We start from the raw sequence: 16,012 nt of genomic DNA, 5'->3' as shown, positions 1-16,012 counted from the left end.
TTGGACTCCATGAGCAAGTGTGTCGCGATGGTGGAACGCTGCGGACGCCGGTTCGCCGGCGCACCGATCAGTACGGCGTGTCGCCACCGTCGGCGTTGATCGCCTGACCGCGAATGATGATCGCGTCGTCGCTGAGCAGGAACGAAATCGTCCGCGCCACTTCGACCGGGTCGATATGACGACGCAACTGCGAGCTGACGAGCTGCTTGAAGACCTCGTCGGGCGCCTGCTTGACCAGGTCGCCATAGGCGACAGCAACCTCACGCAACATGTCCGTCGCCATGCCACCGGGGCAGACGCAGTTGACGTTGATGTCCTGCGGCGCAAGCACTTCGGACAGAACGCGGGTGAAATTGATCATGGCCGCCTTGCTGGCGCTGTAGGCCAGCGACTGCGTATGGCCTTTCTTGCCGGCCTCCGAAGCGACATTGACGATCGCTCCCTTGATGCCCTTGGCAATCATTGCCTTGGAAACGAGCCTGGCTGCCTCGAACGCGCCGTAGACGTTGATGGAGAAGATGCGCTCCCAATCGCTCCAGGGCGTTTCGAGCGGATCGACATGACGAACGATCGCCGCGCAGTTTACCAGCCCGTCGATTGCACCGAGGCGCGCTTCGGCTTCCTTGATCGCAGCTGCGATCGAGCCTGCATCGGCCAGGTCGACGACAACGCCGGACAGCGCCTTGCGGTCATGACCGAGGCTCGCAATCGCCTCTTCCAAGGCTTGCGCACGGACATCGCCGATGACGACCGAGGCACCCTCGGCAACGAGCAATCCTGCAGCCGCCTTGCCGGCGCCGCCCGCACCGCCAAGCACCAGGTAGCGCTTGTTCGCATGCGAGCGCGTCGGCGCAACCTGCCTTACGGCCAACGGGGCATGTTCGCCCCTCGTGGCAAAGGAACCCATGTATCCTCCCTTTGAGCCTCCGCTTGGAAACTCTTCCTCTCTGTTCTCCGGGAACCACGTTGCTCCAGTCACGGGGATCTGACAAAGTCCACTTGTCGAGAAGTGGATCACACATGAACAGGATTTCTCCCGCCCGCATCGGCCGGCTTATCGGCAACTGGCGAACCTCAGACGGCAAGGTCAGCGAGCAGCTCAGTCTTTCGATCGGCAGATTGATTACGGCAAGGGAGTTGCCCGTCGGCGGTGTCCTGCCGTCGGAACGGGCGCTGGCGACGGCGCTTGCGGTCAGTCGCGGGACGGTCGTGGCGGCCTACGGCTCGCTGCGGGACGCCGGGGTGCGGGACAGCCGCCATGGCAGCGGCCACCGCATCGTTGCCGCCGCGGCGCCATCGGGAGCTGCGCACACGCGCCTGGCCGGCGAGATCCGGGCGCTGCCACAGGACATCGACATGACGAGCGGCGCCCTGCAGCCGTCACCCATCCTGACCGAAATGCTGGCGGCGTTGAAAGGGGCGGACCTTGCCAGTGTGGCAGCAGGCCTCGGCTACGACGCCTCCGGCCTGCCGACGTTGCGCTGGGCCATCGCGCGCTATTACGCGGACCTTGGGTTGCCGACGCATCCGGACAACATCCTGATTACCAGTGGCGCGCAGCAGGCCGTCTGGTTGCTCGCCAATGCGATGGTGGATGCGTCGGACGCGGTGGTGGTCGAAGACCCTGTCTATCGCGGTTCGCTCGAAGCCTTCCGCCGCCGCAACGCGCGGATCGTTCCGATCGCGGTGACCGACGAGGGCCTTGATATCGGCCAATTGGAGAAGGCACTCAAGAACCGCCCGAGGCTGCTTTATCTCTTTCCCGAGGCGCACAATCCGACCGGTCGTTCGCTCAGCGATCAGAGCCGGCGTGAGCTCCTCGACCTCCTCGAGCGCTATCCGACGTTTCTGATCGAGGACGGCGCGCAGAACGAGCTTTCGACCATCGCCGGGCGAACACCGCGCCCTGTGGCGGGACAAGCCAACCCGGAGCTTGTCGCAACCATCGGCACGCTTTCGAAGCTGTTCTGGGGCGGCCTGCGCATCGGCTGGATCCGTGCCGCGCCGCCGGTCGTGAAGCGCCTGGCGAGCTTCAAGGCAGTCAACGACCTCGGCTGCTCGATGTTCGATCAGCACCTGGCCGTCGGCTTGCTAGAAAACATTCGCGAGGCGCGGGTCTATCGTCACCGCGAGATTTCCGAGCATCTGGAGGCGGCAGAAAGGATCATCGCCGATCATGCGCCGGGCCACTGGCATTGGTCGCGCCCCTCGGGTGGGACTGCGATGTGGATCAACATGCCCGGCATCGATGCGGTGGCCTTGTGCCAGGAAGCACAACGCCACCGCCTGTTCCTGTCTGCCGGACCCGGCTATTCCGCGCGGGAAAATTTCGGCGACGTCATACGCCTGCCCTTTGTGCGCCCGCTGCAAACCATGCAGTTCGCAATCGAAACCATCTGCAGCCTGGCAGGCGGAAAATCCGCCGGTTAGGCGCAGCAACGCTTCGCTATTGTTCCAGGTTCACGTAGGAATCCGGGAAAAAGCGCGGCGTGCACAGGCAATAGAACTCAAGATCGACCGAGCCTGTGTTTTCGATACGTTGCGCCGCACCGGCCGGTATCACCGCCTGATCGCCGACGCGAAGCGTCTGCTTGACGCCGTCGACCTCGAGAATGCCCTCGCCCTGGCGAAGAACGTAGCGCTCGATCACCCCGGTGAGGCTGTGCAGTTGCGTGGTAACCCCAACCTCCACGCGGGCGACTGCAAGCGATGCCTCGGGCGACGCGTCGCAATTGTGCAGTTCGGTGATGTAGCACCGTTCATCCGTCCAGAATTCTCCCTGACCGTTTGCAAATACGATCCCGCCTTTGTCTACAACCACGGCATTCCTCCTTCTTGTTGCGGACTGAACAGAACGGGGAACACCTGGATCGACAAGGACCACTTTTTACAAAGTGGTCCAGGGGCCATACTGTCTAACAGATCTTGGGGCAGACGGCCCTGCCGGACCCCTTTGGCCACATGCGGCCAAAATGCGCTGGCGGACGATCGGTGTTCTTGGCCGATATCATGTGCTCCGCCAGATTAGTTCACACCATATCGCCCTGGTATCGGTTGAGGGGGAGATCCATGCCGGTCGCCATGCGATGGATTTGTGCCATGGCGGGTTCGAAGATCGCATTGCGGCGCTCAAGCTCGGCATGTTCGGCAAGGTAGGCCGGTACGAGTTCGGAAATCTCATCGAGCACGGCCTGTTCATCCACCGTGGTCAGACGACCGTCCTGCATCACAACCCGTCCGGCAACCATGACCGTCTCGATCGAGCATCCATTTTCCGAATAGACAAGGTGCTTGGCGATATCGTTGAGAGGCTGGAAGGGATAGTTGCGCATGTTCAGGATCAGGAGATCGGCCGATTTGCCGACTTCGAGGGAGCCGGTCACCTGCTCCAGCATCGCCGTTTTCGCGCCGCCGATAGTCGCCATGGCGAGAATCTCGTCCGCCTTCAGCCATCTCTCATAGTCGGGACCGGCAGCACTATGTACGAGACCGGCGACGCGCATGACGTCGAAGATACGCGATGTATCGTTCGACGAAACGCCATCGGTGCCGAGGCCAACAGTGATGCCGGTATCGAGCAGGCGGCGGATCGGCGCGATGCCGGCGCCAAGCTTCAGGTTCGAGACGGCATTATGAGCGATGGAGACGCCCGCCTGTCCCATGAGCTCGATGTCGTCGTCGCTCACCCATACCGAGTGGGCGATGGTCGTATTGCGCTTTAGAAGCCCAAGGTCGTGCATATAGGCGATCAACGACTTGCCGTGTCGAACGAGCCCCGTTACCGCCTGCGTCTTGGTCTCGAGGATGTGCGTGTGGAACGGCACGTGTTTGTCCACCGCCAGGTCCATGCAGGCGGCCATGAGATCCGGTGTGCAGCGCTGCGGCGCCGACGGGGCGATCATGAACCGCAGGCGACCAGACATGCCATGCAGGCTGGAAAAGGCCGCTCGGCAATAATCCGCATAGGTTTCAGCCGACATCGGCGGGCCGAAATCAAGCAGCTCCTGCAGTGCCAAGGGCATGACCTCCCGCGCAAATGGCAGCGCATCGAGCGTATGCACATTCATCGCCGCGCTGGAGACATTGGCGCGGATGCCGGCATCGTCATAGGCGCGAAAGACGGTGGCGAGCCGGTCGAGGTCGTGACGCGGCGGATCGAAAAAGTCGTCGCAAAGCGTCGTGACGCCGTTGCGCAGAGATTCCATCGCCAAGAGCAGGCTGCGCAGGTACAGCAAGCGCTCGCCGATCGGGTCATTCATCAGCAGGCGATAGGCGTAGAGCAGCCAGACTTCGAGCGGCATGCGCTCATAGCGCCCCCGCAGGAATGTCTCGCTGGAATGCGTATGGGCATTGACCAGACCTGGCATGACCAGCTTGCCACGCCCGTCGATGATTTGAGCGTCGGGCCCAGCCGCAAGTCCCGACCCGATGGATTTGATCTCGGTGCCTTCGATCAGTATGTCGGCGGCAAACGGGGTGGCGCCGTGAGCGCCGTCCATTGCAACAAGTGTGGCATTGCGGATGAGAATTTCGCGCATGACTACGTCCCGGAAATGACTGAACGATCCGATGATGGCGCCCGCCACGACATCGCGACTATTGATCCCTGAGCTCGGCAAATGAGCTTGCGCCCTTCGCTCCGCCGCGAAGCTTTCCCGACAGCCAGACGCCGAAGACCGTCGCCAGATACGGCAAGGCCTGCAGGAGGTCGTGGGGGATCCGGTCTCCGAACGTCAACTGCGCCCGGATGCCGATGGCGCCCACGATGGCGAAGAACAGGGCGGCGAAGGTGGCGCCAACCGGATGGGCCGCACCGAAAATCACCGCCGCAAACGCCATGAAGCCGCGACCGGCCGTCATGCCCTGGGCAAAGAATTGCAGGCTGCCCGCGGCAAGTTCCGCGCCGCCAATGGCGCACAGGACGCCGCCGATCGAAAGCGCTGCCAGCCGCATGCGCGAAGGGTCGGCGCCGACACCGCGCGCAGCAAACGGATGCTCTCCGCAGGCGGCAAGCCGCAGGCCGAAACGCGTTCGCCGCAACAGCACCCACATGGCAAAGACGACGAAGGGCATGGCCGCGACCGCGACCGAAAGCACGCCATAGGAACCAAAGGCCGGCCCCAGTTTCGGAATGCCGAAGGGTGCCGTCACGGTTGCCTGCGTACCAAAGATCGACTGGACGGCCAATGCCGTACCACCGATGCCAAGGCCCGTCAGCCCGAGACCGGCGATAATGGGATTGGCCTTCAGCCTGTCGATGACGAACCACAGAAGCACCGAGGCCAAGACGCAGGCTATGATGGCTATCAGTATGGCAGCGCCAACGGACTTGGTGAGCATGATGCCGAGAATTGTTGCGCAGGCACCGATGATCATCAGTCCCTCGAGCCCGAGGTTCCAGACCCCTGCCCGTTGCGCGATAACGCCGGCGAGCGTGACATAGATCAGCGGCGTTCCGGAACGCAGAATGGAGATGATGATCTCGTTCATGTCTTGCGCCCTCCGAGACGCAGCACCCTATCGATGACGGTCGACCTTGCCGTTATGAACAGCGCGATCGCCGCATTGATGATGTCGATCGCCGCCGACGGCAGCCCGGCCATGATCGGCAGATAGAGCGCCGCCGAGGCCAGCCCGCCGAAGAACACCGCAGCCACCGCCGTCCCGAGAACGGAGAGGTTGGCGACGAGCGCGATCAGGATCGCCGTGAACCCATGGGCCGGCAGGAAACCAGAGGCGATGCGGCCGTTCGGCCCCATGAATTCGATGGTACCGGCAAGACCCGCAAGCGCACCCGATATCAGGAAACTCGAAAGGCCGAGCTTCCAGAGACGTGCGCCCTGCCACTCCACCATGGTGCCGTTGCGGCCGGCAAGGCTTGCCAGAACCCCGAAGGCAGTCCGGTTGACCAGCAGCCACATGAGGATGCCGATGGCGACCGCAATCACGATGATCGTTGGCGAAAGACCGAGCGAATCCGAGATGCGGTAGGCCGGGTCCAGCGGACGGCTCGATGCCTGCTGACCGGAGCCCGAGGGATCCTTGAGCGGCCCCGAAGTGACATAGACGAGCAGCAGGCCGGCCATGAAGTTGCCCATGAGCGTGGTGATGACCTCGTCGGTGCCGGAGCGAAGCCGCAGCAATCCCGGCCAGAGCGCCCAGAGTGCACCGCCGAGCATGCCGGCTAGAAGCAGGGTCGGGATCACGAGGAAGGCGGGCCCGCCTCTTACAGCTTCGGCTGCGAAGGCGGCGCAAATCGCACCGACATAGAACTGCCCCTGGGCACCGATGTTGAAGAAGCCCGCGCGGAAGGAGATGCCGACACCGACGGCCGTTATGAACAGCGGCAGTGCCCATCGGAGACTTTGCTCGATCGCCCCGGTCCTGAGAAACGCCCCGTCGAGCACCGCCCAAAGTGTCACTGGCGCGTTATAGCCGGCAAGCTGGAACACGAGCGCGCAAAGGATGAGCGCGAACGTCACGAAGATCAGGCTGCGAACGACGGTGATGAGACTGTCTTTCATGCGCTTGCCCCCGCCGCGGCACCGGTCATGGCCGCCCCCACAACGCTTATGTCGAAGGGCGCTTGGAACTCACCATTCAGGCGTCCCGACAGCATCACCACGACGCGATCCGATATGTCGAAGAGCTCGTCGAGATCCGACGAGATCAAGAGTATGGCCGCGCCACGGTCGCGCGCTTGCCGCAGGGCCTGCCAGACGAAGGCGGTCGCCCCGATGTCGAGGCCGCGTGTCGGCTGTGCCGCAATGATCAGCTTGGCCTCAGGATCGATTTCCCGCGCAAGGATCACCTTTTGCGCGTTGCCGCCCGAAAGCGACCCGGCCCTCTGCCCGGAATTGTTATAGTGGACGCTCCATGCCTTTAGCGACCGGTCGCAAGCTTCGCGGATCGCAGCGGGCCGAATGCCCTTGAGCAAGCTCCCCTGCAACAGTTCGCGCGCGCTCCAGTTTTGCCAGAGGGAACTCGTGAGGCTGAGGCCCTCCACATTGCGCTCGAAGGGAATGATCCGAAGGCCGATCTTGCGGCGTGCGGCAAGTGGCTGCCAGGTCACGTCGTGCCCAGTGAGATTGATCGTTCCGCCTTCGAGATCTGCGAGTGCGGAGATCGCCCGCACCAGGGTTTTCTGCCCATTGCCTTCCACCCCGGCGACGCCGACGATCTCTCCCGGGCGGATCTCGAGGTCGACGGCATCGAGAGCGATACCCCCGCTGTCCGGCCTCGTGGAGACAGCTTTCATCGAAAGGATGGCAGTCCCGACCGCATGCGTGTGCGGATCGGAGTTCCCATGCCCGGTTGGCTTCGTTCCGACCAATGCATCGCGGTCTTGGCCACCGAGCGTCTTGGCTATGGCCTCGCCGACGATGAGGTTGGCCAGCCGCTCACTTGAAACTTCCGCGACCGGCAGCGGCCCTTCGACCTTCCGGCCGCCCCGCAACACCGTGACTGTGTCCGCGATGCCCAGCACCTCGCGGATCTTGTGCAGGATAAGGACGACTGTGACCCCACGTTCCTTAAGGCGGCGAACGCGCGCGAACAGCATGTCGATGCCGGCCGGGGACAGGACCGCGGTCGGCTCGTCGAGAATGAGGACGCGCGCATCCGTAACCAGCGCGCGGGCAATCTCTATCCCCTGCTGTGTCTCGATCGGGAGGTCCCTGATCCGCCGGTTCAGATCGACCTGAACGTCGAGACCCGCAAGATGCGACCGCCATTTTTCAACGAGACCCCTGCGGCTGAAGACGCCGCCCCTGCCCGTTGCGCCAAACTCCATGGCTTCGGCAACCGTGAAGGACGGCGGCAAGGCAAAGCTCTGGTGGACGAGTTCCACCCCGGCGGCCCGGCTTTCGCTGACCTGCCCCGTCCGGATGTCGTGACCCATCACATTGACGGCGCCGGAAGTGGGCTGGACCAGGCCGGCCGCCACACGGGCAAAGGTGGTCTTGCCGGCGCCGTTCTGACCGACAACCGCATGGATTTGCCCCGGCGCGAACGAAGCTGAAACCTCCGACAATGCCGTCACGTCTCCGAATTTGACGGTGACGTTGCGGCACTCCAGAGCCGATTTCGCAGATTTGGACATTGAGCTTCCCATCGAGAGCAGGCGTCGCGGCCGTCAAAAGGGCTGGAACCGGTCCGCGAACCCCAGTGAACTCCCCAAGGGGGAGGCCTTACCGACGTCTTTCGAACGATCGGCCTGGCTCGGCAGCCAGCACCGGGAGATCAAAGGGTGGTGTTGAAAGGCACCTTGATGGATCCATCGAGGATGCCGGCACGAACCTTGTCGACCTCTACCAGCGCTTCCTTCGCCCTGGCGTTCAGGTCCGCCGGCCCCTGCTCGGCAAAGACCGGCGAGAGAATGAAGTCGATGACGCCCGTGCCGAGACCCGTATGCTCGTGCGCACCACCCTTCCATTCGGGCCCGACCGCCTTGCCGGTTTCGTTGTAGAGCGAAACGCCGAAGTCGAGGCTGACGATCGAGATCAGCGATTTCGGGCCGAGCTCATACTGTCCCGGCGCAAGGCAGCTCACCATGCGGCCTTCCTTCTCGTTCGCCGCAGCAATGATGCCGCCATCGGTGGCCGCCGCGTCGGTCTGAATGTAGTCGATGCCATCATTGTACATTTGGGTCGCGATTTCCTGGCCCTTTGCCGGGTCCTGGAACGAGCCTGCGAAGGCAGCGATAACCGTGGCATCCGGTCGAACGGAATGCACGCCGGCCTTGAACGCGTTGAAGTCTGCGTTGAGCGGAGGGATGGAAACCCCGCCGATGAAGCCGGTCTTGCCGGTCGACGTCATCTTGGCCGCAAAGACGCCCGAGAGATAGCAGCCAAGATAATAGTCGTAGGAGACGGTCACCACATTCGGGATTGCCGGCTCAAAGGGATCGGCGAACAGCTGGATCCACTTGGTATTCGGGTAGGAAGGTGCGAGCGCCTTGAAGGGCTCGGCCACTTCGTTGAAGGTCGAGACGATGATCGCCGCGCCGGCGTCGCCGAGCGTGCGGTAGACAGTCTCATAGGTTGCAGGGTCCTGCGCGTAAATGGCGCGGTACTCAAAACCTTTTTCTTCCGAAAGCTGCTTGAGCTTGGCGATCATTTGGTCCACCGGGCCATTGTCGCCTGCAGCCTGCGTGTGCACCAGGGCGACCAGCCCTCCGGACGCGCGGGCGAACTCCGGGACGATGGTCGCCGCAAAGGCCAGCGCTGCGGCGCCCGCGCTCGCCTGCAGGAATGTCCGGCGATGCATCATGTGCTGTGCGCTATTTCCAGTCTTGTCCGTCATGATTGTTCCCTCTTTTTGTCTTGTCGTTTCTCATGCGCATGCCAGGGCGCAGGCAATGCCCTGCGCCGCTTCCCGCCTCAAAGGGGCGGGGAATAGGGGGCCGGGTTCATGATCATCACCTCCTGCTTCTGGATTGCGTCCAGCGCCCAGACTTCGGAGATGAATTTCTGCCAGTCCGGGTCGGCATACATGGCCGTCCGGCGCGCTTCTCGGTCCGCGAGACTGTCGTAGGCCCACATCAAAACCGTGGTGTGGAGCGTGCCCAGTTCCGACACATAGAGACCAACGAACTTGTTCAGATGGCGCTTCTGCACAGGCAAGCCGTCCGCCTCGTACTTCTTCATCCACTTGTCGACCGTGCCGGGCTTGAAGGTGTAGGTGCGGTGTTCCAGGATCATCAGGTTACTCCCTATGCGTTCAGGATGAATTCGGCGCATTTCTCGCCGATCATGATGGCTGGCGCGTTGGTGTTGCCGCTTGAGATTACGGGCATGATCGAAGCGTCCGCGACCCGCAGCCCCTCGATGCCGCGCACCTTGAGCCGCGCGTCCACCACAGCCATGCGGTCGTTGCCCATCTTGGCGGTCCCGACCGGATGAAACGTCGTCATCGCGGTCGCCCGCAGCCAGCGGGTCAAAGTGGCATCGTCAAGCGCTTCCGGCCCCGGAGCCAGCTCCTTGCCGCGATAGCGGTCGAAAGCCTTCTGGCCGACGATGTCGCGGGTCAGCCGGATGGCATCGATCATCGTGCGGATGTCGAAATCGTCGCGGAGGTAATTGGCCTGGATCTTCGGCTTGTCCGTCGCGTTCGCCGAGCGCAGCGTGATCTCGCCGCGGCTCACCGGATTGACCGGGCCGACGCGGATCGTGAACCCGTGGTTGGCTTCCACCGCCTGCTTCTTTCGGAACGGATTGGGGAAGTGCAGATTGGCTGTCTTTTCCAGCGCCGGCATGAAATGCAGCTGAATGTCGGGCGCGATCAGGCCATCGTTCGAACGGATGAAGGCACCCGCCTCATAAGGGAACGTCGTGGTGACGCCCTCGCCGAACAACATGCCCTGGGCAACAGCGGGGATGAGCTTGTCAGCCCGCAGGTCGCTGAACAGCGTGATGGGCTCGCGGCATTCCCAGCTCATGACGCAGTCGACATGGTCCTGGAGGTTCTTGCCGACGCCCGGCAGGTCCAGCACCGGCGCGATGCCAAGCGCCCGAAGCTCGTCCGCCGGCCCGATGCCGGAGAGAAGCAACGCCTTTGGCGAATTGACCACGCCTGAAGAGAGGATCACCTCTCGCGCCGCCCGGGCGCGTCCCAGGACGCCGTCCTTCAGATACTCGACGCCGCACGCCCGGTCGCCTTCGATGATCAGACGCGTGAGTTCCGCCCCCGTCAGCACCGTGAGGTTCTTACGGCCGAGCGCCGGGCGCAGGAACGCCCACGAGGTGGACCACCGTTTTCCCTTGCGGATGGTGAAGTCGTAGCGGCCAAAGCCTTCTTGCGTCTCTCCGTTGAAGTCGTCGTTGGCCGGGTAACCCGCCTGGATGCCCGCCTCGCAGAACACGTCCATCAGCGGATTGTTGCCGCGAGCCCGGCAGACGGTGAGCTCTCCGTCGCCGCTGTGGAAAGCGTCCTTGCGCTCGACATGGGTCTCGGAGCGTCGGAATGCTGGAAGCACCTCGTCATAGGACCAGCCGGGCAGCCCGAGCTGCGACCAACGGTCGTAATCATGGCGATTGCCGCGCACGTAGATCATGCCGTTGATGGTGGACGTCCCGCCCAGCACCTTGCCTCGCGGCCAATAGAGCGAGCGGCCATTGAGATGGGGCTCGGGCTCTGTGTGATAATGCCAGTTGTAGATGCCCGAATGGAACAGCTTGCCCATCAGCATCGGCAACCGGAACAAGGGGTTGCGATCCTTGCCGCCAGCCTCGATCAAAAGCACGCGGTTTGTCGGATCCTTCGACAGGCGGTTGGCGAGAACACAACCGGCCGAGCCCGCACCAACGATGATGAAATCATATTCCGGGTTACGCGCCATGGGTCACCATGCGATGGGCCGGTCGCCCATCGCCTCCAGATGAAAATTGCTGAGAAGGAAAGGATTTTCCCGGCCGAGCACCTTGTCGGCAAAGGCGGGATGCTCGCGCTGGATATAGGCGACATGATCCTTGCGCCCCTCGGCAACGCCGGCTTCTGCAAAGATGTCAGCAGCCGCGCCACCGAAGCCGAGGAAGACGATTGGCTTACCGCGCGCCAAGAGCGCTTCGACCACGCGCAGCATCAACGGCCGCCAGAAGGCAAGGTGACCGCGCGACTGGTGCGGATCGATATCGACACGAAAGCGAGAAAGCGTCAGCGACGCATTGAGCAGGAGCACCCCCTCCTTGACCCAACGATCTGCGATCAGGCTCGGCGGCTCGAACGACCCTGCGGGATCGCAAAGCAGATGCCGCACATCCGGCCACCGGCTGAAATCGCGCGCGAGATCCTCGTCACCCAGCCGCGCAGCCGCGATCAGCTGCATATAGGCGCGGATGCTCTTTGAGAACATCTTGTCCAGCTCGCCCCACGCCGCCAGGTTGCCCGCCTCGAACGCCCGCCCCGTTGCAAAACCCGGCTCGGGATAAGGATCTTGCCCAAGCACGAGGCAGCGCACGCCATCGGGTGCAATGCCGTCAAACGCCGCGAGCGCATGTGCGCCCCGTGGCTGACCGGGAAAAACCCGGCCGCGGCGCACCGGGAAGATCGGTTCCCACGGTTCGAGATCAAGGTCCGCATCGATGCGGGAGAAATCGTCGCCAACGGCGCCGAGCGCATCGCGCCAAACAGGCGGAAGGTCGTCCTCCCAGCCCGCAAACGTTTCCGCCATTGCCTCCCTCAAGCGCATCGGCATCACGGCTCCTCTTCCGTTCGTTGAAGGTGAGACTAGACAAAAGCTGACCAAAGTGTCAACTTTCAAAAAGATAAAAAATGACGACTCGGTCAAGTTTTTCTGACCATATCGTCAACTTTCCAGCGAAGGTCGATACGCTTGCTTTTCGCTGGAAAACGCGGCAATTGCGAAAGCAGTCCCGCCACCACGCAAGATTGCCTGGTGCGAAGCGAGATGGAGGCGAAACCATATGGCAAGGGCAGTACGAGATCCCGAAGAGCGCATCCGCGAACGCAACATGCGGCTCATCATCAAGGCCGGGATCGAAATCTTCGCCCGCAAGGGCTTCGACGGCACGCGCATCGCCGAGATTGCCGAGGCTTCGGGGCTGCCCAAGGCAAATGTCTACTACTACTTCTCGTCCAAGGAGGAGATCTATACCGCCATCATCGCACATCTCATCGCCAGCTGGGACGATGCGTTGAAATACATCTCGCCGGAGCGGGAGCCGGCAGAAGCGTTCAAGCTCTACATCAAGGCGAAACTCGAATACACGCGCAAGAACATGGCCGAGTCCCGGCTCTTTGCCAGCGAGATCATTCAGGGCGCGCGCTTCCTGTCCCGGAAGGATCGCGAGCATATCCGCCAGGTCACGGATACCCATGTCGCCGTCGTCGAGGGCTGGATCGCCGCCGGCAAGATGCTGCCGGTCGATCCGCGCCATCTTTTCATCATGCTCTGGGCGTCGACGCAGTTTTACTCGGACTTCGAACCTGTCGCCGTCGACGCGCTCAGAAAGCCCCGCTTGAAAGCCGACGATTATGAAAAGGCGGCCGCCACGATCACCGAGACGATCCTGAGAGGCATTCTCCGGCAGCCCTAGCCGACAAGCGGACAAGCGCACTCTACCTGCATGACCTGACTGCCCTACGACCGGGCGATCACGCGCGTCTCAGGCTCGCGCTTTTGCGGCACTTCACTTAGTCACGGGATCAACTTCTATAGAAAGACGCACCGGTCGTTGCCTTTTTGGCAATCGACATTGCGAATATCTATGCTTCTTCGGCAAGGGAAACTCTGAATAATTGGCCGGGCAAGCAACTCTTCAGAGACCCGCAAGATGGCCTATGTCATTACCGAACCCTGCATCGACATAAAGGATGGCGACTGCACCGCCGCCTGTCCTGTGGACTGCATCTACGAGGGCGGCCGTACCTTCTACATCCACCCGGATGAGTGCATTAATTGTGGCCTCTGTCTTTCGATCTGTCCGGTCGATGCCATTGTCTGGGATCAGGAGATACCCGACAGCCAGCGCCATTTCATCGCTGTGAACAAGGAGTTCTTCGGGTCCGACGTCACAGGGATGGGGTCGCCTGGCGGCTGGAGCAAGGAGTGCTCCACGACGCAGGACCATCCGTTCGTTGCCGCCTTCGAGAAAACAGCCGCGATCGCTTAGCAAGTTCGCCCCTTAGGAGAGACCAGCGGGTGACGCCTACCGCCTTGTCGCCGCGCTCACCAGTCGGCGTAATAGGCCTTTGTTGCCGCGGCCAGCTTGGTCACGCGTCCGCGCTCAGCGGTCAGCCGCGGCAGGTCAGCGCGCGCCTGCTGCAGAAGCTCGGCCCGGGCGGCCTCGAAATCGACCCGGGTCAACCGTCCATCGCACATGATCTCCTGTCCGCCGACATAGAGCGCCTTTGCATGCGCGGCCGTCATCCGCATGAGCAGCACCTCCGCTTCATCCAGGTCGTTCATCAGACTGTCGGCAATCAGCGCAGCATAATCCACGAGCACCAGGTCTTCGTTTGCCGGCGCATTCACCACCTTGGCGCCGACATGGATCGCGGCATCGAAGACACGTCCCGGCGTAAAGGCTCGCGTCAGGTCGCGGCCGCCATGCAAAAGATGGGCAAGGCGCAATTCGCGCCAGAGATCCTGGTCGTCGTCAAAGCCCGTTCCGTCGAGGCCGAACGCGAAGTCGGGGCCGCTTGCCGGAAGCGTGGCGACCGGTGCCACACCTGAGCGCAGGCGCAAATTCGCCGACGGGTTCGAAACGAGCTGTACGCCGCGCGCAGCCAGCAGTTCCAGCTCGTCCGATCTGAGCTGGACGCCGTGGGCGACGGCAAGGCGGGGCGAGAGGAAGCCGATCTCGTCGAGATATCGGACGACCCCTTGCGGGAAGCGTCGATCCAGCCATTGCCTCTGCCTCGGGCTTTCAAGCAGATGCATGTGGATGCGCCGGCCGGTTGCGTGAGAGGCCTCGGCGATCGCTTCGAGCAGTGCATTGGAACACCATTGCGGCCCGATCGGACCATACTGCACATCGATCAACGGACTTGTATTGGCCGCGGCGACCGCGTCGGCTGCCGAGATCTGCACCGATGGCGACGCATATTTCGGGATCGAGGCGCTGAGATCGTCCCAGTCTGCTGGAGCGAGATACGGCCGCAATCGCTCAGGCCCGCCGTCATAGGCCCACGGATCGTAGTCGAGAAGCGGACAGGAAAGCGCAAGCCTTATGCCGACCTCGCTCGCCGCCCGCATGACCGCACCGGCCTCGTCGACGAGACGGTCGATGTTCAGAGAATTATGGCAATGCATGGTCGCGCCGACGCCCGTTTGCGCCAACCTCGAGAAGGCCACCAGCGCTTCCAGATAGGGGTCGGTTCGCGGTCGGAGCCGCAGTCCGGGGATCCACACTTCCAGGGCATCGTCGACATTGCCAAAATCAAGTGTGCGGATGCCATAGCCATGGTCATGGGCATTGACGGGCGGCGGCATCAGCAGAGCATCGGCCGGGATCGCCGTCCATGAGGCGCCCTCAGGCAAATGGTCCAGGAGATTTGGCGCGCGCCCTGCAGCCTCGTGGCCAGGTCGCAGGAGAAGCCGCCCGGGAACGGATGCTGCACTCACGGATGAATCGCCTCCATGATCTGGTCGCTGAACTTCTGCAGTTCTGCGCCAACGAATTCGATAACGGCCTCGGCCGCGTGCGTGCGCTGCCGGCGTCGCTGCACCAGAATCCCGATATGCAGGTTCTGAAGACGCGAGCCGGAAAGCGGTATGGCGACGAGATCGCCCGACCTGATCTCGGCAAGGAATCCGATCGGCGTGAAGAACGCCACGCCCTGACCGGACAGGATGAATGGCTTGAGCATCATCTGGCTGTTCGAGAGAACAAAGGGCCGCCCGGTCCGCTCGAAGACCGAGAGTTCGATTTCGATGAGCGAGCGGATCGGTTGCGTGTCGAGCTGCAGGAGAAGGTCGTACTGGGCGCATTCGGCAAGCGAGACCTGCCGCTGTTTGGCCAGCGGGTGTTCCCGACCAACGAAAGCCATCAGCGGCATCGGCACGCGAAAGAGCATCTCGGTATCGTCAGGCCGGGCGAGATCGAAGGTCATGCCCATATCGACATCGCCTTCGGCGACCAGGCTGCTGATATTGCCGTGACCGGCGGTATGGATGTGAAAGCTCACGCCGGGGTGGATGCTGTGAAACGCGTTGACCATGTCCGGCAGGAACTGGATGGCCAGGCTGTCGAGACAGGACATTTGCACGCGACCGGTCTTTTTCCCCTGCAGGGCGCCGAGGTCGCTGCGCAGCAGTTCGAAATTTTCCAGCGTCACCCTGGCGTGGCGCAACACGTTTTCCCCGGCAACTGTCAGCCGCAAGCCATTCGAGAGCCGCTCGAAGAGCGCTATTCCAAGCTCGTCCTCCAGTTTCTTGATCTGCCGGCTGACCGCCGAGGACGCGACATGAAGCTCCTCGGAGGCCTTGCGAATGGACCCGGATCGCGCGACCGAGACGAAGTATTTCAGGATGCTGGCGTGCATTCGATTG

15 protein-coding genes are annotated in these 16,012 nt (G+C 62.5%); 3 read left to right on the top strand and 12 right to left on the bottom strand.

Annotated elements, in window-relative coordinates:
* Positions 1-67: 67 nt before the first annotated feature.
* Positions 68-907, bottom strand: coding sequence for an SDR family NAD(P)-dependent oxidoreductase (locus ACIQUG_RS23655; protein ID WP_052201598.1), 840 nt, complete (start codon positions 905-907; stop codon positions 68-70).
* 113 nt (positions 908-1,020) lie between these two features.
* Between ACIQUG_RS23655 and ACIQUG_RS23650 the strand changes: the two genes are divergently transcribed.
* On the top strand, positions 1,021-2,430 hold the full coding sequence (locus ACIQUG_RS23650; protein WP_402324473.1) for a PLP-dependent aminotransferase family protein: 1,410 nt from the start codon (positions 1,021-1,023) through the stop codon (positions 2,428-2,430).
* Between the two features lie 16 nt (positions 2,431-2,446).
* Here ACIQUG_RS23650 and ACIQUG_RS23645 read toward each other — a convergent pair whose 3' ends face one another.
* The 9 genes from ACIQUG_RS23645 to ACIQUG_RS23605 all read right to left on the bottom strand — a co-directional run bounded on the left by ACIQUG_RS23645 (position 2,447) and on the right by ACIQUG_RS23605 (position 12,169).
* Positions 2,447-2,821 (bottom strand): cupin domain-containing protein, encoded by a 375-nt coding sequence (locus ACIQUG_RS23645; protein WP_402324471.1) that lies wholly within the window; start codon positions 2,819-2,821, stop codon positions 2,447-2,449.
* A 208-nt stretch (positions 2,822-3,029) separates the two neighbouring features.
* Positions 3,030-4,538: an amidohydrolase gene (locus tag ACIQUG_RS23640; RefSeq protein WP_402324470.1), complete on the bottom strand. Its 1,509-nt coding sequence runs from the start codon at positions 4,536-4,538 to the stop codon at positions 3,030-3,032.
* Positions 4,539-4,596: 58 nt separating this feature from the next.
* Positions 4,597-5,490, bottom strand: coding sequence for an ABC transporter permease (locus ACIQUG_RS23635; protein ID WP_402324468.1), 894 nt, complete (start codon positions 5,488-5,490; stop codon positions 4,597-4,599).
* Positions 5,487-6,524, bottom strand: a complete 1,038-nt coding sequence (locus tag ACIQUG_RS23630; protein ID WP_402324467.1) for an ABC transporter permease — start codon at positions 6,522-6,524, stop codon at positions 5,487-5,489. Before ACIQUG_RS23630 ends, ACIQUG_RS23635 begins: the two co-directional genes overlap by 4 nt.
* Entirely contained in the window at positions 6,521-8,101 is a 1,581-nt protein-coding gene (locus tag ACIQUG_RS23625; protein WP_402324465.1) for an ABC transporter ATP-binding protein, read from the bottom strand. The genes ACIQUG_RS23630 and ACIQUG_RS23625 overlap by 4 nt, the downstream gene beginning before the upstream one ends.
* Before the next feature lie 140 nt (positions 8,102-8,241).
* Complete coding sequence (locus ACIQUG_RS23620) at positions 8,242-9,267, bottom strand: BMP family ABC transporter substrate-binding protein (protein ID WP_113294772.1); 1,026 nt, start codon at positions 9,265-9,267, stop codon at positions 8,242-8,244.
* A gap of 113 nt (positions 9,268-9,380) precedes the next feature.
* A complete protein-coding gene (locus ACIQUG_RS23615; protein ID WP_043612319.1) occupies positions 9,381-9,701 on the bottom strand; it encodes an NIPSNAP family protein in 321 nt (106 codons plus the stop codon).
* 11 nt (positions 9,702-9,712) lie between these two features.
* A complete protein-coding gene (locus tag ACIQUG_RS23610) occupies positions 9,713-11,338 on the bottom strand; it encodes a GMC family oxidoreductase (protein ID WP_402324463.1) in 1,626 nt (541 codons plus the stop codon).
* 3 nt (positions 11,339-11,341) lie between these two features.
* Entirely contained in the window at positions 11,342-12,169 is an 828-nt protein-coding gene (locus ACIQUG_RS23605) for a uracil-DNA glycosylase (RefSeq protein WP_402324646.1), read from the bottom strand.
* A 253-nt stretch (positions 12,170-12,422) separates the two neighbouring features.
* On the opposite strand from ACIQUG_RS23605, the gene ACIQUG_RS23600 reads away from it, so the two are divergent.
* Positions 12,423-13,055 carry a TetR family transcriptional regulator C-terminal domain-containing protein gene (locus tag ACIQUG_RS23600; RefSeq protein ID WP_192449138.1) on the top strand — a complete coding sequence of 211 codons (633 nt, stop codon included), beginning with the start codon at positions 12,423-12,425 and terminating at the stop codon, positions 13,053-13,055.
* Between the two features lie 237 nt (positions 13,056-13,292).
* The gene (gene fdxA, locus ACIQUG_RS23595; protein WP_402324462.1) at positions 13,293-13,631 is read left to right on the top strand and encodes a ferredoxin; all 339 of its coding nucleotides are present in this window, start codon (positions 13,293-13,295) and stop codon (positions 13,629-13,631) included.
* A 56-nt stretch (positions 13,632-13,687) separates the two neighbouring features.
* Here fdxA and ACIQUG_RS23590 read toward each other — a convergent pair whose 3' ends face one another.
* Both ACIQUG_RS23590 and ACIQUG_RS23585 read right to left on the bottom strand, forming a co-directional pair.
* Positions 13,688-15,085: an amidohydrolase family protein gene (locus ACIQUG_RS23590; RefSeq protein ID WP_402324460.1), complete on the bottom strand. Its 1,398-nt coding sequence runs from the start codon at positions 15,083-15,085 to the stop codon at positions 13,688-13,690.
* Positions 15,082-16,005: a LysR family transcriptional regulator gene (locus tag ACIQUG_RS23585; protein ID WP_043612307.1), complete on the bottom strand. Its 924-nt coding sequence runs from the start codon at positions 16,003-16,005 to the stop codon at positions 15,082-15,084. The genes ACIQUG_RS23590 and ACIQUG_RS23585 overlap by 4 nt, the downstream gene beginning before the upstream one ends.
* Between the last annotated feature and the right edge of the window lie 7 nt (positions 16,006-16,012).

The sequence above is a fragment of the Ensifer sp. NPDC090286 genome (assembly GCF_044769565.1).
Taxonomy (GTDB): domain Bacteria; phylum Pseudomonadota; class Alphaproteobacteria; order Rhizobiales; family Rhizobiaceae; genus Ensifer.
Note: the sequence above shows the minus strand (reverse complement) of the source record. Positions and strands in the feature narration are given on the sequence as shown.